Origin of the sequence: Corynebacterium sp. MSK071 (assembly GCF_030232125.1) — a bacterium.
GTDB classification, from domain to species: Bacteria; Actinomycetota; Actinomycetes; order Mycobacteriales; family Mycobacteriaceae; genus Corynebacterium; species Corynebacterium kefirresidentii.
The window spans coordinates 48,406-70,642 of sequence record NZ_JASPJA010000002.1 but is presented as its reverse complement, the minus strand read 5'-3'; the positions used below and the strand labels follow the sequence as shown (position 1 = coordinate 70,642).

General features: G+C 62.3%; 24 protein-coding genes. 12 read left to right on the top strand and 12 right to left on the bottom strand.

The window, feature by feature from the left end:
• Positions 1–54: 54 nt before the first annotated feature.
• The 3 genes from QP990_RS01725 to QP990_RS01715 all read right to left on the bottom strand — a co-directional run bounded on the left by QP990_RS01725 (position 55) and on the right by QP990_RS01715 (position 2,320).
• The gene (locus QP990_RS01725; RefSeq protein ID WP_023020651.1) at positions 55–1,035 is read right to left on the bottom strand and encodes an HNH endonuclease signature motif containing protein; all 981 of its coding nucleotides are present in this window, start codon (positions 1,033–1,035) and stop codon (positions 55–57) included.
• A 125-nt stretch (positions 1,036–1,160) separates the two neighbouring features.
• Positions 1,161–1,475, bottom strand: coding sequence for a DUF3017 domain-containing protein (locus QP990_RS01720; protein ID WP_023020650.1), 315 nt, complete (start codon positions 1,473–1,475; stop codon positions 1,161–1,163).
• The gene (locus QP990_RS01715) at positions 1,472–2,320 is read right to left on the bottom strand and encodes a bifunctional methylenetetrahydrofolate dehydrogenase/methenyltetrahydrofolate cyclohydrolase (RefSeq protein ID WP_023020649.1); all 849 of its coding nucleotides are present in this window, start codon (positions 2,318–2,320) and stop codon (positions 1,472–1,474) included. The genes QP990_RS01720 and QP990_RS01715 overlap by 4 nt, the downstream gene beginning before the upstream one ends.
• Positions 2,321–2,343: 23 nt before the next feature.
• Between QP990_RS01715 and QP990_RS01710 the strand changes: the two genes are divergently transcribed.
• Positions 2,344–2,814 carry a tRNA (cytidine(34)-2'-O)-methyltransferase gene (locus QP990_RS01710; protein WP_023020648.1) on the top strand — a complete coding sequence of 157 codons (471 nt, stop codon included), beginning with the start codon at positions 2,344–2,346 and terminating at the stop codon, positions 2,812–2,814.
• Here QP990_RS01710 and QP990_RS01705 read toward each other — a convergent pair.
• Both QP990_RS01705 and QP990_RS01700 read right to left on the bottom strand, forming a co-directional pair.
• Positions 2,798–4,123: a PH domain-containing protein gene (locus QP990_RS01705; protein ID WP_023027814.1), complete on the bottom strand. Its 1,326-nt coding sequence runs from the start codon at positions 4,121–4,123 to the stop codon at positions 2,798–2,800. The genes QP990_RS01710 and QP990_RS01705 overlap by 17 nt on opposite strands.
• Positions 4,120–4,581, bottom strand: coding sequence for a PH domain-containing protein (locus QP990_RS01700; RefSeq protein WP_084278972.1), 462 nt, complete (start codon positions 4,579–4,581; stop codon positions 4,120–4,122). The genes QP990_RS01705 and QP990_RS01700 overlap by 4 nt, the downstream gene beginning before the upstream one ends.
• A gap of 87 nt (positions 4,582–4,668) precedes the next feature.
• On the opposite strand from QP990_RS01700, the gene QP990_RS01695 reads away from it, so the two are divergent.
• From QP990_RS01695 to QP990_RS01685, 3 genes are read left to right on the top strand one after another with little or no spacing between them, the layout of a single operon-like run.
• On the top strand, positions 4,669–4,818 hold the full coding sequence (locus QP990_RS01695; protein WP_080972300.1) for a helix-turn-helix transcriptional regulator: 150 nt from the start codon (positions 4,669–4,671) through the stop codon (positions 4,816–4,818).
• Positions 4,819–4,860: 42 nt separating this feature from the next.
• The gene (locus QP990_RS01690) at positions 4,861–5,124 is read left to right on the top strand and encodes a helix-turn-helix transcriptional regulator (protein WP_023020645.1); all 264 of its coding nucleotides are present in this window, start codon (positions 4,861–4,863) and stop codon (positions 5,122–5,124) included.
• Positions 5,124–5,621, top strand: a complete 498-nt coding sequence (locus tag QP990_RS01685; RefSeq protein ID WP_023020644.1) for a hypothetical protein — start codon at positions 5,124–5,126, stop codon at positions 5,619–5,621. Before QP990_RS01690 ends, QP990_RS01685 begins: the two co-directional genes overlap by 1 nt.
• Here the strand turns inward: QP990_RS01685 and QP990_RS01680 are convergent.
• A complete protein-coding gene (locus tag QP990_RS01680) occupies positions 5,618–8,737 on the bottom strand; it encodes an error-prone DNA polymerase (RefSeq protein WP_023020643.1) in 3,120 nt (1,039 codons plus the stop codon). The genes QP990_RS01685 and QP990_RS01680 overlap by 4 nt on opposite strands.
• A 137-nt stretch (positions 8,738–8,874) precedes the next feature.
• On the opposite strand from QP990_RS01680, the gene QP990_RS01675 reads away from it, so the two are divergent.
• The 3 genes from QP990_RS01675 to QP990_RS01665 all read left to right on the top strand — a co-directional run bounded on the left by QP990_RS01675 (position 8,875) and on the right by QP990_RS01665 (position 11,517).
• Entirely contained in the window at positions 8,875–9,732 is an 858-nt protein-coding gene (locus QP990_RS01675; RefSeq protein WP_023020642.1) for a MetQ/NlpA family ABC transporter substrate-binding protein, read from the top strand.
• Between the two features lie 70 nt (positions 9,733–9,802).
• Complete coding sequence (locus tag QP990_RS01670) at positions 9,803–10,840, top strand: methionine ABC transporter ATP-binding protein (RefSeq protein WP_023020641.1); 1,038 nt, start codon at positions 9,803–9,805, stop codon at positions 10,838–10,840.
• Complete coding sequence (locus QP990_RS01665; protein WP_023020640.1) at positions 10,837–11,517, top strand: methionine ABC transporter permease; 681 nt, start codon at positions 10,837–10,839, stop codon at positions 11,515–11,517. The genes QP990_RS01670 and QP990_RS01665 overlap by 4 nt, the downstream gene beginning before the upstream one ends.
• Before the next feature lie 21 nt (positions 11,518–11,538).
• Here the strand turns inward: QP990_RS01665 and QP990_RS01660 are convergent, their stop codons facing one another.
• Positions 11,539–12,399, bottom strand: coding sequence for a sucrase ferredoxin (locus QP990_RS01660; RefSeq protein ID WP_023020639.1), 861 nt, complete (start codon positions 12,397–12,399; stop codon positions 11,539–11,541).
• 110 nt (positions 12,400–12,509) lie between these two features.
• On the opposite strand from QP990_RS01660, the gene QP990_RS01655 reads away from it, so the two are divergent.
• The gene (locus QP990_RS01655) at positions 12,510–13,067 is read left to right on the top strand and encodes a hypothetical protein (protein WP_023020638.1); all 558 of its coding nucleotides are present in this window, start codon (positions 12,510–12,512) and stop codon (positions 13,065–13,067) included.
• On the opposite strand, the gene QP990_RS01650 is transcribed toward QP990_RS01655, so the two are convergent.
• Together QP990_RS01650 and QP990_RS01645 are read right to left on the bottom strand one after the other, a co-directional pair.
• Positions 13,064–14,587, bottom strand: a complete 1,524-nt coding sequence (locus QP990_RS01650; protein ID WP_023020637.1) for a DNA polymerase Y family protein — start codon at positions 14,585–14,587, stop codon at positions 13,064–13,066. The genes QP990_RS01655 and QP990_RS01650 overlap by 4 nt on opposite strands.
• Positions 14,584–15,180, bottom strand: a complete 597-nt coding sequence (locus QP990_RS01645) for a hypothetical protein (RefSeq protein WP_023020636.1) — start codon at positions 15,178–15,180, stop codon at positions 14,584–14,586. The genes QP990_RS01650 and QP990_RS01645 overlap by 4 nt, the downstream gene beginning before the upstream one ends.
• Positions 15,181–15,310: 130 nt before the next feature.
• On the opposite strand from QP990_RS01645, the gene QP990_RS01640 reads away from it, so the two are divergent.
• The gene (locus QP990_RS01640; protein WP_023020635.1) at positions 15,311–15,730 is read left to right on the top strand and encodes a hypothetical protein; all 420 of its coding nucleotides are present in this window, start codon (positions 15,311–15,313) and stop codon (positions 15,728–15,730) included.
• A gap of 137 nt (positions 15,731–15,867) precedes the next feature.
• Entirely contained in the window at positions 15,868–16,905 is a 1,038-nt protein-coding gene (locus tag QP990_RS01635; protein ID WP_023020634.1) for an HNH endonuclease signature motif containing protein, read from the top strand.
• Positions 16,906–16,970: 65 nt separating this feature from the next.
• On the opposite strand, the gene guaA is transcribed toward QP990_RS01635, so the two are convergent.
• Positions 16,971–18,545, bottom strand: coding sequence for a glutamine-hydrolyzing GMP synthase (gene guaA, locus QP990_RS01630; RefSeq protein WP_023020633.1), 1,575 nt, complete (start codon positions 18,543–18,545; stop codon positions 16,971–16,973).
• 33 nt (positions 18,546–18,578) lie between these two features.
• Between guaA and QP990_RS01625 the strand changes: the two genes are divergently transcribed.
• A complete protein-coding gene (locus QP990_RS01625; RefSeq protein WP_023020632.1) occupies positions 18,579–18,950 on the top strand; it encodes a hypothetical protein in 372 nt (123 codons plus the stop codon).
• A 103-nt stretch (positions 18,951–19,053) separates the two neighbouring features.
• Here QP990_RS01625 and QP990_RS01620 read toward each other — a convergent pair whose 3' ends face one another.
• Together QP990_RS01620 and guaB are read right to left on the bottom strand one after the other, a co-directional pair.
• A complete protein-coding gene (locus QP990_RS01620; protein ID WP_023020631.1) occupies positions 19,054–20,217 on the bottom strand; it encodes a GuaB3 family IMP dehydrogenase-related protein in 1,164 nt (387 codons plus the stop codon).
• A gap of 7 nt (positions 20,218–20,224) precedes the next feature.
• A complete protein-coding gene (gene guaB / locus QP990_RS01615; RefSeq protein WP_023020630.1) occupies positions 20,225–21,745 on the bottom strand; it encodes an IMP dehydrogenase in 1,521 nt (506 codons plus the stop codon).
• Positions 21,746–21,863: 118 nt separating this feature from the next.
• Here guaB and QP990_RS01610 point away from each other — a divergent pair, with 118 nt between their 5' ends.
• The gene (locus tag QP990_RS01610) at positions 21,864–22,235 is read left to right on the top strand and encodes a DUF5319 domain-containing protein (protein WP_005326826.1); all 372 of its coding nucleotides are present in this window, start codon (positions 21,864–21,866) and stop codon (positions 22,233–22,235) included.
• Positions 22,236–22,237 lie beyond the last annotated feature (2 nt).

Below are 22,237 nucleotides of genomic sequence, written 5' to 3'. Positions count from 1 at the left end.
AGCCGCGCAGCGCGCACTATGCGCTGCGCTGGGGCGGCGAAGGGACGAAGCGGCTCAGCGATCGTCGGGTGGCTTCGCCCAAGGCGGGCGCCACACGATGCCTTCTCTAGGACGGCGCTCGAGCCGGCCGCGACGCGGCGGCGCATTCGGGTCATCGTCGTTCACAGCATTGTGATACTTGCACGCGATGGTGAGGTTTTCGGGATTCGTATCGCCGCCGAGCAGCCACGGGGTGAGATGGTGGACTTGGCATTCATCCGCCGGCGTGTGGCAGTCGGGCCACGGGCACACCGGGTTTTCTGCCATCGCCATTTGGCGTTGCTTCCATGTAGCCAAGCGCCGCGATTGATAAAGGTTGACGGGGCCGGTGACGGGGTGAATGAGGGTGATAAGGCCGACGTCGGCAAGCGCGCGGCGGACAAGATCCGCACCAGATATCTGGGCGCCGTTGGTCAGCTGCAAGGTGACGTCCTCGCCGTGGGTGACCTTCACCATCTCATTCAGGTTGAGCACCACATTGGTGGTGATTGTGGAGGTAGAGGCGCCCTCGGCAAAGACGCGACGAGCATCGGCGACGGTGGAGACGTGGTTATTAATTTCTGCAACCAACTCGGACTCGGCGGTAATTGTCAGGGTCCACAGGTCATCGCGGCGGCGGGTCAGGCGCACGCCTTCGGAGCGCTTGGTGGTACGCTCCTCGCGCACTAGGCGACGGGCGTGCTTATCAATTTCGCTGGTGGAAAGGCGCAGGGCACATAGTTCCTCGCGCAATGCCCAGGCCGCCCGCTGGGTTTTCATCTTCTGTGCGAAGTGCTCGATAATTTTCAGCGCGTCGAGCGGCAGCGAAGTGCGGCGGGCGGCGCGCTGTTTAGCACCAAAGGCGGTGCGGCCGAAGTAAGTATCGGCCAGGCGGGCAAACTCGGCGGCCTCGCGATCACTAAAGCCCTTATCGACGAGCTCTTCTACCGACAGCCCAACGCACTCCTCGATGAGCACCATCGGGGAGTTCACGGCAGCCAGGTAGTTCGAAATCATGGCACCGAACCTAAGCCGGCCGTGCATAACGGCGCGCGGTGGTGGCCCAGAGCCTGTGGATAACCGCCCGAACCACACCCTTTCGGGCCGAGTTAGGTGAAGGCTCTACAAAAACCTGTGGATAACTAGCTACCGAGCGCGTCCACAGAAAAGGCCAGAAAGGCCATCACGGCGCCGACTAAGCCGGTAAAGCAGGCGTCAAAGCGGCGCGAGCGTACGGCCAGCACGCCGACGCGGCTGGAATCACACGTCAGTCGGACCACGGTGAGCCACAGCAAGGCCAGGCCGAGGAGGAACGTGGCCCGGCGCCAGTATTCGAAGACAGCATAGCCGCCGGAGATAACCACGCCGGCCACGAAGATGCCAATTGCTGCCCACTGCGCGGCAGGCGGCAGTGGGGAGGGCGCGAGCTCGGCGTCGTGCGGATTATCTAGATTCACGCCAACTTTTCCGCGCGTTCGACGATATTGCGTACCAGGAAGGCACGGGTCAGCGGGCCGACGCCACCTGGGTTCGGAGAGACGAACCCGGCCTTATCCCAGCAATCTGGGTGAATGTCGCCGGTGAGCTTGCCGTCGACGCGGGAGACTCCGACGTCGAGAAGCGCGGCGCCTTCCTTAATCATGTCCGCGGTGAGCATGTGGGGCTGGCCGGCGGCGGCAATGACGATATCGGCCTCGCGGGTCTCAGCGGCCAAGTCCTTGGTGCCGGTGTGGCACAGCGTGACGGTGGAGTTCTCGCTGCGGCGGGTAAGCATCAGGCCGATGGGGCGGCCTACGGTAACACCACGGCCGATGACCACGGTCTTGGCGCCGTTGAGCTCGACGCCGAAGCGGCGCAGCAGATGCAGGCAGCCGTTCGGGGTGCACGGCAAGGGCGCCTCCTCGTTGAGCACGAGCTTGCCCAGGTTGACTGGGTGCAGGCCATCGGCATCCTTGGCGGGGTCAATGCGCTCGAGGATGGCGTTTTCATCCAGGTGCTTAGGCAGCGGCAACTGGACGATGTAGCCGGTGCAGGCATCATCGGCGTTGAGCTCATCGATGACGGCTTCTAGTTCTTCCTGGGTGATATCGGCCGGCAGGTCCTTGCGGATGGAGTTGATGCCAAGCTTTTCACAGTCACGATGTTTCATCTTCACATAGGATTGGGAGCCCGGATCCTCACCTACGAGGACGGTCGCCAGGCCAGGGGTAATCCCCTTCTCCTTCAGCGCGGACACGCGCTGGGCAAGGTCGGAAAAAATCTCGTCGCGGTACAGTGTGCCATCTAGTTTGGTAGCGCTCATAGCCACCATCCTAGACTGAAGGCATGAGCCAGCTGCACATTGTCTTTGATAACCCAGTCATCCCTACTAATACGGGCAACGCGATTCGCACGGCCGCGGTGACGGGTGCGAGCCTGCACCTGATTGAGCCGCTGGGTTTCAATTTCGACGATAAGCACTTAAAGCGCGCCGGTCTGGATTATCACGATTTGGCCGATGTGCAGATTCACAAGGACTTCCAGGCCTGCATGGATGCGGTGCCGGGCGCGCGCGTCTTCGCTTTTACCACGCATACGGATAAGTGGTTTACGGATATCGAATACCAAGAAGGCGATGTCCTACTCTTTGGCACGGAGCCGACCGGCCTGCCAGAGGAGCACATCAATCATCCGCGCGTAACGGACCACGTGCGCATTCCGATGGTGCCGGCCAGGCGCTCAATGAACTTGTCGAATTCGGCCTCGACGGCCGTATTTGAGGCGTGGCGCCAATTGGGATTTAACGGGGCGGTTTAAGCTCCGGCAGTTGGCGGGAGCGTAGCTGGGTAAGGAGTGCGGTGGCGTCGGCAAGCGTGAGGTTGCGCGCGTCCATACGTACCGGGCCCTGGACTAGGTCGAGGCCGACGGTGGCTAGGCCGAGCGCCTGGGAAATCGGCCCGCGGCGGTAGGTCAGCTCCTGGATATGGGAGGTGTGGATGGCTTTGACGCGGCGATTGAGCCGGCCGTTGCGCACTATGACGTAGCCGCCGGTAAGTGCCACGGTTTGTTGGCGGTAGTCCAGCGGGGAGACCCACTTGGCGCGGGCTGGCGAGGCGTAGGTGGGCGCGGCGTCGGCCGGCAGGAATTGCCGGGCTTGGGCGAGGGTGCCCACCGGCAGGATGCGGGTGGAACCAGAAGCCTTTCCGCTTGCCGACGCCCCATACCCCGCCACCGAGACCCGTACCTCGTACCAGCCTAGTGGCCGCCAGAGGAAGGGCTGAGTTATCTGCACGGCGTGGATGCGGTCAAGGCGAATGCTTTGGCGGCGGCGATCGGCCAGGCCGTAGGTGATATTGAGTACCTCGCCGTCGGTGCGGGCGGTATAACGCCAGGAAGAATCGAGCACGTTCCAGGCGTTGGGCAGGGCGCCGACGAGGATGGGCAGCGCGGCCGAGAGCGGCAGCCGCGTAACCACAACCAGGATGAGGAAGCCGACGAGGAAAAGCGTGGACGTGCGCAACGCGGCAGCAATAAGGGAGCGGGCGATGGGGATCTCGGGCACGAGAGCTGGTTCCTCGGCCGTTTCTTCAGCCGATTCCTCGGCCGGCGCCTCGGTTTGGGAGGTGGGAGCGCCGTGAACGCGGGCGAGGATGTCATCACGGAGGGCCTCGGCGTCAGACTTTTTGAGGTAGGCGATTTCGATGACAGATGATTGGCCGCCTGCGGTTTCCACCCGCACGGCCGCAAGACGAAAGAGGCGGGCGATGACGGGTTCCACGACGTCAACGGCCTGGGTGCGGTCATAGCGCGCGGTGCGCAATTGGACAGATAAGAGGCCGCGGCGCAGGGAAAGCTCTTCCGCGCCGAGCTGATAACCCATGCGGCGCCACCATAGGCCGGAGGCGAGCCACACCACCGCGCAGACCGCGATGAAACCGGCGAGGGCAAGGGCGGTATCACGCAAGGCCTCGCCGCGGTGTTCGCCGGTAATAAAGGCAAAGATATCGCGCAGGGCCTCCATGTTGGCGTTGAGGGCGAAGCCCGCGATGAGGGCCAGGATGACCGACCACAGACGCAACAGTGGGGTAAGGCGGTGGACGCGACGGAAGCTCGGCTGGGGGCTCATAGGCCGCTCATCCGTTCGCGGGCTTGGTGGGCAAGGCGGGTGCGGAGGGCGTCGGCAAGCGGGGCTTCTAGGCCTTTGATGGTGGCATCCGTGCTGGCCGAAGCCGTGTGGAGCTGCAGCTTTTTCAGCCCGAGGGCGCGATCGATGGGCCCGGAGGTGACGTCGACGAATTGGATGCGGCCGTAGGGCACGACGGTGAAGGTGTACCAGAGCTTGCCGCGGGTGATAAGCAGCTCGTCGTCGGTTTCGAGCCAACCCATATTGCGCACTTGAGCGGGAATGAGCCAGAGCAGCCAGAAGAAAAGACCGACGAAGATGCCGGCCGCCCAGTAGAACCACGGGGTCCACCAAAACCCCGCTGCAGCGGCGGCCGCGGCGAGCAGAAACATCCAGCTCAAATGGTGGATATAGCGCGAGGTCACCAGCCGCGGCGAGACGGGATTCATTTCTTCGCTCATAGTTATTGACAGTAACAATCAGGAGAAGCCCTTGGGCAACTTACCGTTTCCTTAACGGAAAACCATTGGTACCCTCGTCAGCTCGACATCGATTGGTGGGCCATCCAGCGCGGCATCACTCCAGTTAATCTCTCCGTTCTGAAGAATAATCGGGCCAAGGCCGTACGCTTTAGCACTCTGGCAGCATTATGCGCGGCACTGGACTGCCAGCCAGGGGATATCTTCGGCGTCGAGTAGTAACCCTTGCCAGGTCGTTGGGTTTATGCAATACTTTGACTTATGTCCCCAAAGAAGAAGCCCTCCGCACCCATTTATAACCGGGTTCGTGTGCTGCGCGCCGAGCGGGACATGTCGCGCGCACAGTTGGCCGAGGCCATCGACGTCAATCCTCAGACCGTCGGCGCGCTTGAGCGCGGCGACCACTCGCCCAGCCTGGACCTAGCTTTCCGCGTCTGCGAGGTCTTTGATCTCCCCGTGGAGGCTATCTTTTCCCGCCAGGAATTTTCTCCCATGTCCACTGAAATCTATAGGAAGAATTCCTAATGGCTAGCCCAATCCCCGCCTCCGTTTCTCGCCGCAAGCGCCTTGTCCTGGCCGGCGACATTTTCCTCGGCCTGGCCATCGTGGCTGCGGCCCTGCACTTCTTCACGCTCAGCTTGTCTAACTTGCTATGGCCGATTGCCGGTATCGCGGCCACCATCTACACCACGTCGCTCCGGCAGTCCATCCGTCACCTCGACGCACCCACCACGGAGATGGATGAGTACGAACTGCGCCTGCATACCGACGCCCGCGACACAGGACTTAAGACCGCAGTGGTTATTTCTATAGTGCTCTTCCTCGTCGCCGTCACCACCGCATTCGGCCTGCGCTTTCTCGGGGCGGAGCAGGTTGCAGTGGAGGAGGCGACCTCGGGGGCTAGTATCGCCATCTTCTTTGCCAAGCTCATCTATACCCAACTGCTGTGGATCCCTTTTGCGGTAGCCAAGGAATTGGCCAATAAGCTCAACGCGGACGAGCTGCGCAGCGGAGGAAACTAGCGGAAATCGCGGGAGCCGCGGGAGAGGAATTCGCCAAAGTCCAGCGGCTCGAGCTTGTCCGCGACCACGCTGACCGCCCCGGTGGCATTTTGCACGATGCCTCGAATAATCATTGCGCGGGCGGTGCGGGCCAACACCTTGTGCCGCGACCACAATCCAGGTGAAACCATCACATTCATCAGGCCGGTTTCATCCTCCACACCCAAAAAGGTCAGGCCAGATGCGGTACGCGGGCGCTGGCGGTGGGTAATAATGCCGGCAATGCACACGCGGGTGCCATCGGGAACATGGGGAAGTTGGGAAGCAGGTAGGACGTCGGCAAGCGAGGCACGCACCAGCTCCATGGGCTGCTGGTTATGGGTCACGCCGGTGGAGGCGACGTCGGTAGCCATAAGCTCGAAGGCGGACATGCCAGGCAGGTGCGGTGCAGCCAGCGCGGAAGTGCCAGGCAGCATTCCCTCGCGCTCGGTGGCGGCAACTCCGGCCTGCCACAACGCTTGACGACGATCCAGCCCCAAGCACTCCAATGCTCCAGCCGTGGCCAGCGCTTCCACCTGCTCCACGCTGAGATCCGCCCGGCGCGAAAGATCGGACACGCTAGCAAAAGGCGCGGCCGCCTCCACGCGCTCGGCGGCAGACTCCCCCAGCCCCTTGATGAGGTTCAGGCCCAACCGAATCTCGCCCGACCTTGTCGCCCGGGCCTGCGCACCAGAATCATTGATACTCACCGGCAGCACCCGCACACCGTGGCGCCGGGCATCTTGGATGAGCGACTGCGGGGAATAAAAGCCCATCGGCTGCGCGCGCAGCAGGCCCACGCAGAATTCCGCCGGGTAGTGATACTTAAACCACGCAGAGAAATACACCAGCGAGGCAAAGGACTGCGAGTGCGATTCCGGGAAACCATAGGCGGCAAAAGCCACAATTTTGGTCCAGAGCTTATCGGCTACCTCGCCCTCGATGCCATTAGTCTCGCGCAGACCAGCATAAAAACGGCTGCGCAGCGCGTCCATCTTTTCCGGGGAACGTTTCGACCCCATGGCGCGGCGTAGGTCATCGGCCTCGGCGCCGGAAAAGCCGGCGGCATCGACTGCAATCTGCATCAGCTGTTCCTGGAAAAGCGGGATGCCCAGGGTTTTGCCCAGGGATTTCTCCAACACGGGATGGTCATAGGTGACCTCCTCCAAGCCATCGCGGCGGCGCAGGTAGGGATGCACGGACCCGCCTTGGATGGGGCCGGGCCGAATAAGCGCGACCTCCACCACCAGGTCAAAGAAGCGGCGCGGCTTCAGGCGCGGCAGCGTGGCTAGCTGCGCGCGAGATTCCACCTGGAAGACACCCACCGCATCGGCGCGGCAGAGCATGTCATAGACTTCCGGCTCGGCGAGGTCGAGCTCCCACAAGTGCACCTCGCGGCCGGTGGTAGCGCGCACGGCGTCAATCATGTGGTGCAGCGCCTCCAACATGCCAAGGCCGAGCAGGTCGAATTTCACTAGGCCGGCGGCCGCACAATCGTCCTTATCCCATTGCAGCACGGAGCGGTTTTCCATGCGGGCCCATTCCATCGGCACGACGTCCGCGATGGGGCGGTCACACAGCACCATGCCGCCGGAGTGGATTCCTAGGTGGCGGGGCTGGCCGAGGAATTGCTCAGCCAGTGAGGAAACATCGGCAGGCGGCTCGGAGGTACCCTTCGACCACGCATCGGCCGAGCCCTGCGGATACCCCAGCGCGCGGGCGGCATCGCGGGTCGCGCCCTTGCGGCGATAGGTAATGACATTGGCCACCTGTGCTGCGCGTTCCCGGCCGTGGGTGCGATAGACATACTGGATTACCTCCTCGCGGCGGCCGGACTCAATATCAATATCAATATCGGGCGGGCCATCGCGGTCCGGGGAAAGGAAGCGCTCAAAAAGCAGCTGCGCGGAGATGGGCTCGGCGTTGGTAATACCCAGTGCGAAACACACCGCAGAGTTAGCGGCCGAGCCGCGGCCCTGGCACAAAATATTTTCCTGGCGACAAAAATCCACCAGGTCGCACACAATTAGGAAGTAGCCGGGAAAGCCCAGTTGCTTGATGACGCCCAGCTCATGCCTAATCTGCTTCTTCGCCGCCTGCTTAATCTCGGCCGGCCGCGAGGCATAACGCTCCTTGGCACGGCGCCAGACCTCATGCTCCAGCCAGCTCATCTCGGTATGCCCCTCCGGAACGGGAAAGTGCGGCAGGTTCGGGGCAAGCGCATCCCAGGTAAAGGAACACTCGCGAGCCAGACGCACAGTTTCCGCAATAAGCTCCGGCCGGTCAGGTAAAAGTTGTGCCATCTGCTCGCCGGATCGTAGCCAGCCGGCGCCCATGGGGTGGGCGTGCGGCGCAGCGGCCGCGAGGGATTCGCGGCGAGCCAAGGCGCGCTTGGCGGCGGCGAGCCGAGCCTGATCACGAGTCGCGGCCGCGGGCCGTGCGGTTGCGATGGCCCGCAGGTTATTGTATTTATCGAGGAACCGGTGCCGATCCGCATCCTCAGGGGACATGCTGCACGAATATTCGAGAACTATGCTGTCTATTTTTATTCTTTCGAGCAGGTTATCGATTTCTGCTAACGCTTCCGGCCCCACCAGAAAGAAGCACTCCCCTTCCAACTCGCGCGCCACCTCATCTAGTGGCGGATAATCCACCCGATCCTTCTCCCCAGCTTCCATCCGCGCGTGTGCAATAAGGCGCGATAAACGGCGATAGCCTTCCGGGGTGCGCGCCAACACGGTCACCGGCGCTTCCGCGAGCGATAGTTCCGCGCCATATACGGCCGGAAGATTCGCTTTAGCAGCGGCTTCAGCGAATTTCATGAGCCCATAAAAGCCATCGCGGTCCACGATTGCCAGCCCCTCGAGCCCCAGCTCCACAGCCCGGCCAACCAGCTCTTCCGGCTCAGCAGCGCCGTCGAGAAAGCTATACGAACTTACCGCGTGCAACTCCGCAAAGGGGACGGCAGAATGGCCGCGCTGAGCAGAATCGGCTGGCCCATGAAGGTGATTAACCGGCACGGGCGCGGCAGATTCGCGGCCAGAGAGAATGCGCTCCACCCGCGACCACGACAGTGCTTTTCCGCCATTAAATTCCACCCCGCACAGCGTAATATCGAATCATTGTTCTATACAACCCCGTAAGACGTGATGCCGACAATAGACAAAGCGGTTCGCTGATTGCTAAGTTGCTAAACAGACAAATTATTTCAACTCCTACAAGAAGGGGAACCCCCATGCAGATCCGTCGCGTAGTGGCTGCTGCCGCCGCTGTAACTATCGCTTCCACCAGCTTGGTGGCCTGCTCCTCCGATGATTCCAAGTCCATCAAGGTGGGCACCACCGACGACGCCAAGAAGGCGTGGGTAGCATTCGAGCAGGAAGCGAAAAACGCTGGCTATGACATTGATATCCAGCCATTCGCGGACTACAACACCCCGAACCAGGCTCTGGATCAAGGCGAGTTGGATACCAATAACTTCCAGCACCTGAAGTTCTTGGCGGAGTACAACCACGGCAATGACACCAACCTGGTGCCTATCGTGGCCACCGAAATCGTGCCGCTAGCACTGTTTTGGAAGGACCACGACTCCCTCGACGGCATCGAGGGCGAAGAGGTCGCCATCCCGAATGACTCCACCAACCAGGCCCGCGCCATTAACGTGCTAGTCCAGGCCGGCCTTCTTACCCTGAAGGACAAGGACAACTTGGAGCCCACCCCGCTGGACATTGATGAAAAGAAGTCCAAGGTCAAGGTCACCCCGGTAGACGCCGCACAGACCACGTCCGCGCACGGCGAGGGCACGCCAGCCATCATCAATAACTCCTTCCTGGAGCGCGCCGGCATCGATCCGAAGACTGCCATCTTCCAAGACGATCCAAATTCTGAAGAAGCAGAACCGTACATCAACGTCTTCGCCGTTCGCGAGGAGGACGCCGATAACGAAGACATCAAGAAGCTTGCCGAGCTATGGCACTCCGACGCCGTCCAGGAGGGCGTCGATGAAGACTCCGCCGGCACCTCCGTCGAGGTGGAGCGCAGCCAGGAGGATCTGCAGAAGATCCTAGATAAGCTCGAAGCAGATCTGGACTAATCACCCTTGCTTTTACCCCGCCGGAACCCCCGGCGGGGTTTGGCACTTTCCTAACTAAGGACGCAAACACGTGGCAGATTCCACTCAACGCGGCACCCGCATCGAGTTCCGCGAGATCACCAAGATCTTTAAGCAGAAAAAGGCGCGAGTTAAGGCACTCGACCATGTCTCCATGACCATTGAGCCCGGCGAAATTGTCGGCATCATTGGCTACTCCGGCGCCGGCAAGTCCACCCTTGTACGCATGATCAACGGCTTGGACACCCCGTCCGCGGGAGAGCTGCTGCTTGATGACACCAATATCGTTGGCATGTCCGAAAAGAAGCTGCGCGGCATTCGCCGCAATATCGGCATGATTTTCCAACAGTTCAACCTGATGAACTCGCGCACCGCAGCCGGCAATATTGAATACCCGCTGCAGCTGCAGGGCGTCGGCAAGCAGGAGCGCGCCAAGCGCGTGCAAGAGCTGCTGGATTTCGTCGGCCTAGGAGACAAGGGCAAGAGCTACCCAGAGCAGCTTTCCGGCGGCCAGAAGCAGCGCGTCGGCATTGCCCGTGCGCTGGCCACCAACCCTTCGCTGCTGCTTGCCGACGAAGCAACTTCCGCCCTCGACCCCACCACCACGCAGGAAGTCCTCGACCTACTGCGTCAGGTAAACAAGGAATTTGGCATCACCATCGTGGTTATTACCCACGAGATGGAAGTCGTACGCTCCATCGCCGATAAGGTCGCCGTGATGGAAAACGGCCGCGTCGTGGAACAAGGCAGCGTCTACGAGGTCTTTTCCAACCCACAGACCTCCGTGGCCGCCAAGTTCGTAGCCACCTCGCTGCGCAACGAGCCCGACGTCGTTGAAACCGACGATCTGCTCGCGCACGAAGGCCGCCTGTTTACCATCAACCTCACCGAGGAATCCGGCTTTTTCACCGCCGCCGCCCGGCTCAAGGAAGCCGGCGTATCCATCGCCGTCGTCCACGGCGGCATCACCACGCTGCAACAGCATTCCTTTGGCAAGCTGACCGTGCGACTTAGCGGCGACAATAACGCCATCGAAGAGTTCTACCGCACGCTTTCTACCACCACCCAGATTGAGGAGATTGCACGATGACCGTCACCACCCTCGCCCAAGCCAACTGGGACCGCCTCGGCCCTTCACTGGCCGATGCCATCGTCGATACCCTCATCATGGTCTCGACTACCCTCATCGTTTCCGGCATCCTCGGCCTTGGCCTAGGCATGCTGCTCTATACCACCCGCACGGGCGGCATCCTGCAAAACCGGTTCGTCTATTTCATTGTCAACCTGCTGGTTAACTTCGTCCGCCCCATCCCGTTCATCATCTTGCTGGCTTTTGCCCAGCCACTGACCGTCATAGTGATGGGCGGGTCCATCGGCCGCGGACCGGCCACCTTCGTCATGGTGATCGCCGCGACCTTCTCCGTGGCCCGCGTGGTGGAACAAAACCTCGTGTCCATCGACCCCGGCGTTATCGAGGCCGCCCGCTCCATGGGTGCCTCGCCGTGGAAGATCATTACCTCCGTTATCGTCCCGGAGGCCCTCGGCCCACTGATTTTGGGCTACACCTTCCTGTTTATCGCCATCGTGGACATGTCCGCTATGGCCGGCTACGTCGGCGGCGGCGGCTTGGGTGACTTTGCCATCGTCTACGGCTACCGCGCCTTCGAATGGGAAGTCACCGTCGTGGCCACGCTCATCATCATCGTGCTGGTGCAGGCCGCCCAGTTCTTCGGCAACTGGCTCTCCTCCAAGGTCATGCGCCGCTAGCCCCCGCTTGCCGACGGCGCCCTACCCCGCGACCGGCTCCACGCCGGTCGCTACGATGGCTTGGCCCGTCTTCGGGGCGTCACCACACGAAGAAACCACACCTTCTACCTCGCGCTCCTCGAGCGTCACGCGCCAGCGCCGGCCGTCAATGTGGCTGACCTCGCCGCTATCAGTGGCGGTGAGCTGGCCGTAGGAGAGCTCCTCGCCGGCGTCGATAAGCGCTCGGGCCACCGCCAACTCCGCCACCTGGCCGCGCGGGCCGAAAATACCGCGCCCGCGATTTACCGGGTAAAAATACTTTCCCCGCGCCGCCGCCGCAATCATCTGCGCGGCGGCTTCTTTATTCATTCGTCCAAAGGAATAGCCCCACGGCATGAGCATGACCGATGGCGCGAACCGGTGTCCCTTCGTGTGCGAGGTCTCCCAGACCATATCCGGGTAATCCTCCACCAGCTCCGCGGCCAACGGCCGCCCCTTGACCGCACAGCAGGTATCGCGCTTCGCGTGCGTACACACCAAAACCAGCGGTGTTTCCACTGCGCCGCCTCCATTGCGTCCAGGCCCGGTCAGATCCAGATCGAGGATTTTCTCTGGCTCTGTCAGCAGCACGAGTTCCATCACTCCCTGCTCGGCCCACACCAGGTAGCAGCGGTGCATCTTGCCTACCTGGCGGCCGTCGCGGCCCGGCCGACGGATAAGCTGCAGCCCCGCCACGCCTTTCAGCTTGGCCTTGAGCTGCGCCGTGAGATCCGGCCCAAAGGTATCGCCATCGAGCACGTCTCGCGACCATCCGCCCGGCCACTCAAAAAGCACATAGACGGATTCCTTCTTCGCCGTGCCTGGCAGCGGCTCTACCTGGATATCTGAACAGAACTCGGTCATATACCTAAGCCTAACCTTTCTGCATTTCAGCTCACACCCTTGGCCACAATTCGGCCACGAAATACCCCCTCGGCTATACAGTTCACGGCCGAAACTATAACCTAGGGGGCATGCTAAAAGTCCGTCTCGCCGCAACACTCCTCGTCGCTGCTTCCCTCAGCGGCTGCGCCGCCCAAGAGACGGACCGCACCACCATGGCTGCATCTGCGGATAACTCCCGGCTCAATCCACTAGGCCAGGCCAATATGGAAATGAAAACCCTCCGGCCGCAGGCCCCCTCCGAGCTCACGGTGACCAACGTGCGCATCGGCCAGCACGAGGGTTTCGAGCGCGTCGTCTTCGAACTCGACGGCAGCGGCTCTCCCGGCTGGTTCGTAGACTATGCCGACACGCCCACGCAGCAGGGTTCTGGCAAGACTATTGACCACTCCGGCGAGACCGCACTCAATGTCAATATCGACGGCGTGGTCTACCCCTTCGAGGCGGGGAAGGACGATCCCCACATCGGCGTGGTGGATGCCCCCGTAGAGGGAGTCGTCACCCAGGTGGTCAATGGCGGTACCTACGAGGGCCGCTGCCAATTCGTCATCGGCATGACCTCGCGCAAGCCCTATTCCGTGCAGGTGCTCGATAACCCCACCCGCCTCGTAGTCGATATTCGCGATTAATAGGTCGCCTCCACCCGCCAGCGCCCGCCGGACCATACCAAAAGCCAGGCCCGCTGGTGCTCTTCGTGGTCGGCTTGGCCCACCACCTGCAGGCGCGCTACGTGCTGCGGGTTACTAGTCCACCACTGCGTATCCACCGGCCAGGGACCGGCCCAGCCCAGCACGCGGAAGCGATGAGCGCCCCAGCTCAATGCCACCGGCGCCCCCGAAAGGAGAGCCTCGGCGGTGACGAATACTTCGCGACGAGCGGCGTCGATAAGCCGGATGCGCGCGGCCGGATGATTAGGCCCACCGCCCAGCCGCGCAGGCAGGGGTGCCGGAATACGGCCAGGCCACTCGCCTTGTGGCGGTGCGTCGCGCTGCTCGCCATAGGGCACGTACTCGATGCGCTCGGCCACCCCACGGCCGCCCACCGCCCGCGGCTGCAGCACGCGGTCAACCCCCAGCTGCGATTGCACGCGAGCGATCACACGTTTGACCTGCTCCTGAGATCCCTCTCCGCCCCAGAGCCCGGTGGCGGACGGGGTGGCCACCTCCACCGGCTCCAGTGCGAGGCGGCGGATAGCCGCGCCCCCACCAGTGGCACGCGAGAGCCAGCCATCGAGCTGCCAGCGCACGCGGTCCGCGGTGGCCTGCTCCGTCAGTGCTTCCTGTGTGCGCCACACCCGCGCCAACTCCTCGCCGGTGCCAAACTCCGCCACCACGCGCAGCCGCAGGCAGACCTTGCCGGCCTCTTCCAAGCGGGCATGCAGCCGGGACGCTAGCTGACGGGCCGCGAAGGCCGCCGCGTCCACGCGCTCGATGCGCTCTTCCATTTCCACGGCCAGGTCTGGGCGTGCCATTTCTGGAGCTACGCGCCTATCCGCACGGGCTTGGGCCAACTCGTGCGCGCGACGCCCGGTCTCACCGAAACGGGTGGCTACCTGCTTAAACGGCAGCGCCGCTAAGTCACCCAGGCGCCGCACACCCAACTTATCGAGCTGCGCAACAAACCCAGCATCAAAGCCCAAGGCCTCATCGGCGGCGAGCACTCCTATGGGCTGGGTGGCCAAAAACTCTCGCGAGCCGCCCTCTGGCACCACCGCACCCATGCCACGGTGCCGGGCCGCGATGACAGCCGTAGCAATCTCATCGGCGACGCCGAGGGTGGAATCGAAGCCGGCGTACGAAGAGGCGTCGACAAGCATCTCTAATGCTTTCTCCCCGTGGTAGCGCAGCGCCGCGCCCGCGTCCACAATGGCCAAACCAGGGCGCAGCACCTCCACCGAGGACGCCACCGCATCCAAACCGGCCGCAACCTCCGCAAACGCCGCACCATCCCGATCCGGATTGGCCTCCACCACCGTCGCCTCGGGGCACAGCGCTTGGGCCTGACGCAGGCGCATCCCCCGCCGCACCCCCGCCCGGCGCGCCGTCCTATCGCATACCGCAACCGCGTGATTGCGCGCAATGACCATAGGGCCCTGCCCGCCGACGGCCTGGATGGGCCAATCCGGAAACCACACGGCCGCTACCCTCATACGGCCTCCAGTCTGCGGTGTTGGCCCACCGTGAGCACCCCATGCACGCTAGCCTGCTTCGAGGTCACCTCAACGTCCATGTCCACGCCGCGAATGCGCCCACTGCCCTTGCCGACGCCCCGATAGGCACTCACCTGCGCCCCTATCTCCACCGCCGTGCCGGGCAAGCGCGTGCCCACCGTCAGCACCGCCGCGCGCCCGCCGCGCACCTTCGCCAGCACCGGCCGGGCCTTGGTTGGGCTCACCTCACCGGGCGGCCCATGATGGATGACTAGGTCCAGTCCTTCCGCCAATACCCCTGTCACCATCCAGGAATCCACGCCCGGATCTGGGACGGTTACCACACGTTCGATAACACCTTCCTCGGCCACTTGTGTGAGTAGAAGATCTGGCCACCCCACTACACCCACATGCCCACCGCGGGCCGTGAGGTGACAGATAAGCTCCACCACAAGCGCTGGACAGTTAGTACAGTGCACCACGTGCCGGCGCGCCAAGCCGCCCGCAGGAAGCAGACGTGCCAGGCCAGGAAGCGTATCTACCAGCTCCTCTTCCGGGCCACGCTCCATAGCGCGCATGCGAGTACGCAGCATCGCCACACGGTCCGACCTACTTAGTCCGGCCACCGCTTTTTCTAGGCGAACGCTCGTTTGATTCACCCGAATAGTATGAACCCTCACCCGGACACATGCAAGTGTATGTTCGAATGGTAGCCTTAGCGGCATGAACTTCAACGCTGCCTACGGTGCCATGCGCGAGCACACCACCCCCATTCCCACTCCGCCATGGGTGCGTTTGGGTTCGTCCATCCTCATCGGTGCGGCCGTGGCGCTTTTGGCCAGCCGCGCACATATTTTTGCTGCACTAATCGGGGCGCTCGTGTGCCTCGTGGCGGCTTTCGTTCTCGTCTTTGCCCACCCCTACCGCCACACGATGCGCGATTATGCCACCAAGCGCAATGTCACTCTGGTTCCTAGCATCGCACAGCTCGTGCCGCTGATGATTCTGTGGCTTATGGTGATGCTCGCCCCCATCGTGGCCCTACCCGCGTGGGGCGCCGGCCTGGTATGGCTGGTGGTTTTTGGCCTGAGCTTTCTCGTCTTCCCCCACGTGGATGGCACGCGACGGCTCGCGTTTGCCTAATCTATACGACACTTTTCGGGGTTATCCACAGCTTTTCCGCCCCGCCTCGGGTATGTAGGCCGGGTTATCCACACAACTGGCCGCAGCGGTTGCGCCGGCCGTGCGCCGGTGTAGGTGCGCGTCGTAGCGTTGCAGGCATGAACGCACTCGAGACCTACCTCACTGCCTTAGGCCCCGGCATGGACATCATCGCCGGGTGCCAGGGCATGTCCGGGTCCGAGCTTATGGACCACGGCGCGCCCGATGCCATCGCGGCCGATCTGCTTCTTTTGTGTGAGAGCTACTTTGGCCGCACCAAATTTACCCGGCTACAGCGCCGTGCTATTGCCGACGCCCGTCGCAACACCCATTCTATCGCCACACTCACCGCCCTAGAGCGCATTGTTAACCGCGCCCCGAGCAAGAAACAGGCCTGGGAGCTACGCGCGGAGTGCTGCGCAATGACCGGCGCGATGAGCCATATTCTCAAGCACGCCCGCCGGCGCCTGCACGAGATGAAAGACAACACCGTTACTCCAGGTGTGCGCACTTACCGACGCCCCAATGACTACTGGACGCTTGCCATCACCGGAACCTCTAGTTTCATCGCGGATCTCAACGCCGCGCTGGCCGCGACCGGGAAGCAATCGCTCGAGGCGGTAGAAAAAATTTTCTTTGACCAGGCAGCGGCCGCGCGGGCAGAGGTGATAACCAATGCCATCGTGCCATTAGACAAATTCATTCGCATCCGCGACGGCCACGGCGACGATATCGAGCTCGACCTGACCAATGGCGCCACCATTACCGGCACCGAATATCTGCGGCGCGTACTCAACGACGTCGGCTTTTCTGGCGATAGAGAAACCGGCTACGTCACGCTCGTGCACCCCGAAGAAGGGCCGGTCAACCTCTACCGCACGGCGCGCGTGGCCAATGACAAACAGCGCATCATGGCCGCTGCAGAAAACCCACGCTGCGCCTGGCCGGGCTGCAACCAACCGGCCGATCTCTCCCAGGTCCACCACCTCAAGGCGTGGAGTAACGGTGGGGAGACGAATATGAAAAACCTGGTCATGTGCTGCGCCTACCATAACGGCGTCAACGATGATGACCCCAACGCTCCGCCCCGGCGCGGCCGCCTCGAGCGGGTGGGCGGGCGCATTGTGTGGCGTCCACCGTTTACCCCGCGCGAGTAAACACGCTCCTCAAACGCGCGAAAAGGCGCTCAGAGATAGCCTGAGCGCCTTCTACGCATGCCGTTTTACTCCCACTCGATGGTTCCCGGTGGCTTGGAAGTGCAGTCCAAGACCACGCGGTTGACGTCCTTCACCTCATTGGTGATGCGGGTAGAAATTTTCTCCAGTACCTCGTATGGCAAGCGGGTCCAGTCCGCAGTCATGGCGTCCTCCGAGGACACTGGGCGTAGCACGATCGGGTGGCCATAGGTGCGGCCATCACCTTGCACACCAACGGAACGGACGTCGGCCAGCAGCACGACCGGGCACTGCCAAATCTGGTCATCCAGGCCGGCATTGGTCAGCTCGGTGCGGGCAATGAGGTCCGCCTCACGCAGCGTCTCCAAGCGCTCCTCGGTTACCTCACCGATAATGCGGATACCCAAACCTGGGCCTGGGAATGGCTGGCGGTTAACGATTTCTTCCGGCAATCCCAGCTCGCGGCCAACGGCGCGTACCTCGTCTTTAAACAGCAGACGCAGCGGCTCAACCAGCTCGAACTCCACGTCATCTGGCAAACCGCCAACATTGTGGTGAGACTTAATATTCGCCGTGCCGTCGCCGCCGCCAGACTCGACCACGTCCGGGTACAGCGTGCCTTGGACGAGGTAGTCGACGGTGGAGCCTGCAGGGGCGTCGTCAAGCACGCCCGCAACCGCACGCTCAAAGGCACGGATAAACTCCGCGCCGATGGCCTTGCGCTTTGCTTCTGGGTCGTCAACGCCGGCCAACTTCTCCAAGAAGGCACTGCGCTCATCCGCAGTCACCAGCTTCGCGCCGGTGGAGGCGACAAAGTCCTTTTCCACCTGCTCCCGCTCGCCAGCACGCAGCAAGCCGTGGTCGACGAAGACACAGGTGAGGCGATCACCGATGGCACGTTGCACCAGTGCCGCCGCTACAGCGGAATCCACACCGCCGGATAGGCCACAGATGGCGCGGCCGTCCTCGCCCACCTGAGCGCGAACGTCCGCGATGAGCTGCTCGGCGATATTATCGGCCGTCCAGTTCTGCTCTAGGCCGGCAATCTCGGTCAGGAAGCGGGTAAGTACCTCTTGGCCGTGCGGCGAGTGCTGCACCTCAGGGTGGTACTGCACACCGGCCATCTTCTTTTCCAGGCACTCCATCGCTGCAACCGGGGCACCGGCCGAAGTGGCCGTAACTTCAAAGCCCTCGGGAGCGGCAGATACGGCATCACCGTGGGACATCCATACCTTATGGGTAGTCTCCAGGCCAGCGTGCAGTACGCCGCCCTTAACGTTCATATCGGTGCGGCCGTACTCACGCTCGCCAGTCGACGACACAGTGCCACCAAGAGCGTGGTTCATGGCCTGGAAGCCATAGCAGATGCCGAAGACAGGAATGCCGAGCTCAAGCAGCTCCGGCTTCAGGGCCGGGGCACCGTCAGCATAGACGGAGGACGGGCCACCCGACAGGATAAGCGCGGCGGGATCTTTAGCTTTGATTTCCTCCACAGACGCGGAGTGAGGGACAACCTCGGAGTAAATCTTGGCCTCGCGCACGCGACGGGCAATAAGCTGCGCGTACTGAGCGCCAAAGTCCACAACGAGGACGGGGCGCGGGGTAGTGTTTGGCTTAGTCACGCCCCATAGTCTAACCCACTAAACTGATAGCTTATGAAGCGCTTGGCTATTGTGCTCACCACCGGGCTATTGTTATGCGGTTGTGACGCTACCCCAACTACGGCCGAGGTGACGTCTGCGCTGGATGAACAAGGTCCACAACGGGTAACACTCCCAGCCGCAGAAGTCTTTGGAAGCAAGTGGGACGAGTGGGCTCCCTTATGCGGCACTCAGCAGGCAGAGCGCATGGGATACCCAGAAGTAGCGCATAATTCGGTAGTGCTGCGCGCGAAAGAGGAAAAGAAGGTTGTAGAACTCAATCCTGCGGGAGCACGCGTGTGCCCAGTCCACGATGCAGGACAATGGCGGCCGATGTCGCGCGAGACCACATGGAGGAGGGAAGGCGGTTGGCAGTTGGTTTCCTGACCACCCTCCTTCTCCGCCACGCTCTACCTCTCCAGAGGAAAAGAAAGCTTGAAGACAAAACGCGGCTGCGCCAAGAAAGCACAGCCGCGTTCGAGATTGCCGATTAGTGGCGGACGGCGAGCTCAACCTTCTGGAAGGACTTCAGGTCGGTGTAGCCGCACTTTGCCATGGAGCGGCGTAGCGCGCCGACCAAGTTGGTGCGGCCGAAGGGCTCGCTGGAGGGACCGTGCAACACCGTTTCAAGCGAAGGAGCGGCAGACTCTTCTGCAGCTTCGGCCGGGGTACCGGCGGTGAGGAAATCAACATCCAAGTCGGCATCAGCTCCGGAGAACTGGACGAAGCCGCGGGGGAAACGCGGGTGACCGGCCGTGGCGGGCCAGTACCAGCCTTTACCGCCGGCCTCGCGGGCCTGAGCAAGCAGTGGGCCGAGAGCGACACTGTCGGCGCCACAAGCAAAAGCCTTGGCAATATTGCCGGAGTTTTCAAACTCGGTATCGGCGATGATGTGCACGTAGCGGCCGCCAGTCTCGTCGAGGTAGTCGCGGCGGGCGGCAGCGGCGTCGGCAATAGCGGTGGCCATGGCCGAGTCGATACCAACGGTCTCGGCGTTGGTCGTCACGCCCGCGCCCACGATAACGCCGGCCGCGCCAGTGCGCATCAGGTGCAGCGCGGTGGTGTAGTCGGTAACTCCGCCCGCGATGACCGGCACATCCAGCGATCCGATGAACTCCTTGAGGTTCAACGGCTCGCCACCAGTAGCTACGTGCTCGGCCGAGACCAGGGTGCCCTGAATAAACAGCAGCTCGGCACCGGCCGCGATCACCTTCGGGGCCATCTCACGAGCATTTTGCGGAGAAACGCGCACAGCAACGGTGACGCCGGAGTCACGGACTTGGGAGATGCGTTCGGTAAGGAGGGCGTCGTCAAGCGGGGCGGCGTGCAACTCCTGAATGATGGAGTTATCGCCCGGCTGCGAGTAAATGCGAGCTAGAGCGCCTTCGAGATCCTCGTGGCGGCCCCACAACCCCTCAGCATTAATGACGCCCAGGCCACCTTGCTTGCCCATCTCGATGATGAACTCGGGCGTGGCGAGCGCATCGGTGGGGTGGGACAGGAAAGGGATGTCGAAGGTATAGGCATCGATGTGCCAGGTGGTATCCACGTCCTTGGAGGAGCGGGTACGGCGTTGCGGCACGATGGATAGTTGCTCTAGATCAAAGGTGCGGCGGGCCTCGCGGCCGATGCCAATTTCGGCGTATTCACGCATGATATTCCTAGCGGTAGTTTGGTGCTTCTGCGATTTGCTGCAGGTGGTGCGGGTGGGATTCCTTCAGGCCCGCGGCGGTGATTTGAACGAAGCGCTTGGTCTTCAGCTCGGCCAGGGTGGCGGAGCCGGTATAGCCCATGGAAGCGCGCAGGCCGCCGATAATCTGGTGCACGATGGCATCGATATCGCCGCGGAAGGGCACTCGGCCCTCGACGCCTTCTGGAACCAGCTTGTCCTCGCTGCGAACATCGGCCTGGAAGTAGCGATCCTTGGAATAGGAGCGCTTTTCGCCGGAAAGTCCACGGCCCTGCATGGCACCCATGGAGCCCATGCCGCGGTAGCGCTTGTACTGCTTGCCCTGGTAGACCACGATGTCACCGGGCGCCTCAGTGGTCCCGGCAAACATGGAACCCAGCATGACGGTATCGGCGCCGGCCGCTAGGGCCTTGGCGACGTCGCCGGAGTACTGCATGCCGCCATCGCCGATCACCGGTACACCGGCCGGGCCAGCTACCGCGGCGGCTTCCATCAGGGCCGTAATCTGCGGCGCTCCCACGCCAGCGACGACGCGGGTGGTGCAAATGGAGCCCGGGCCAATGCCGACCTTGATGGCATCCGCGCCGGCATCAATCATTGCCTGGGCGGCCTCACGGGTGGCAAGGTTACCGCCGATGACATCGACCTTGGAGCCAAAGTCCTTTTGGACGCGGGAAACCATTTCCAACACGCGGTTGTTGTGGGCATGGGCGGAATCGACGACGAGGGCGTCCACGCCGGCGTCGACAAGCGCGGCGGCGCGCTGGTAGGACTCCTCGCCGGTACCGATGCCGGCCGCAACCAACAGGCGGCCGGCCGAGTCCTTCGACGCGTTAGGGTACTGCTCGGACTTTACAAAGTCCTTGACGGTAATCAGGCCGGTGAGCTTATTATCCGCATCGACGATGGGCAGCTTTTCCACCTTATTGGCCGACAACAGCTCGAGGGCTTCCTCCTTGGATACGCCCTCGCGCGCTACGACGAGCGGCATGGCCGTCATAACCTCGCTGACCTTGCGATCAAAGTCAGGCTCGAAGCGCATATCGCGGTTGGTGCAAATACCGGCTAAAGTGCCGTCCTCATCTACCACCGGCAGGCCGGAGATACGGAAGCGGGCGCACAGCGCGTCTACCTCCCCAATGGTCATATCCGGGCGGGCAGTGATGGGGTCGGTGACCATGCCGGACTCGGAGCGCTTGACTATTTCTACCTGCTCGGCCTGGTCCTCGGTAGACAGGTTACGGTGCAGCACGCCGATGCCGCCCTGGCGCGCCATGGCAATGGCCATGCGGGCCTCAGTCACGGTATCCATGGCGGCCGAGGCAAGCGGGACGCCGAGGCGAATATTGCGGGTAAACTGCGCGCCGGTATCGACCTCGGAGGGCACGATATTGGATTCGGCGGGCAACAGAAGCACATCGTCAAAGGTCAGGCCGCGCAGGGCTACCTTGTTCGGGTCATCTCCACCAGTATGAATACGGTTCTCGCTCATCGAGGTCTCTCCTTAACAGGTTTAGCGGCTACCACAACTGTAGTGCTTTGCCGGCCGACGACACCATTTGGGCAGGGGTAAATTGCCTCGGGAGGGTAAGTTCAATAGGCTCGCAGGCGTGAACTTCTTCGCCAATATGCCCCGCGATCCTTTCGCCGATGACCCGAATGACCCCGCCTCCTTCTTGGAGGAGGACGAGCAAGTCATGCCGCTTACCGACGACGACCGAATCGCCATCATCCACGACCTCGCGCTGGTGCAGAAATTCGCGTCCATCCTCGGCCCGCGCGGCATCGACGGCATCTTCTTCCTCTGCGAGGATTGCCAGGAAAATCACTTTTATGAGTGGGATATCATGGCCGCAAATATGCGCGCCACGCTCGAAGGGGAGCTAGCGCCAGTGCATGAGCCAGGCGCCGAGCCGGATCCCTCCCGCTATGTTCCCTGGGACTACGCCCTGGGTTACTTGGATGGCCTAGAGGGCCGCTAGCT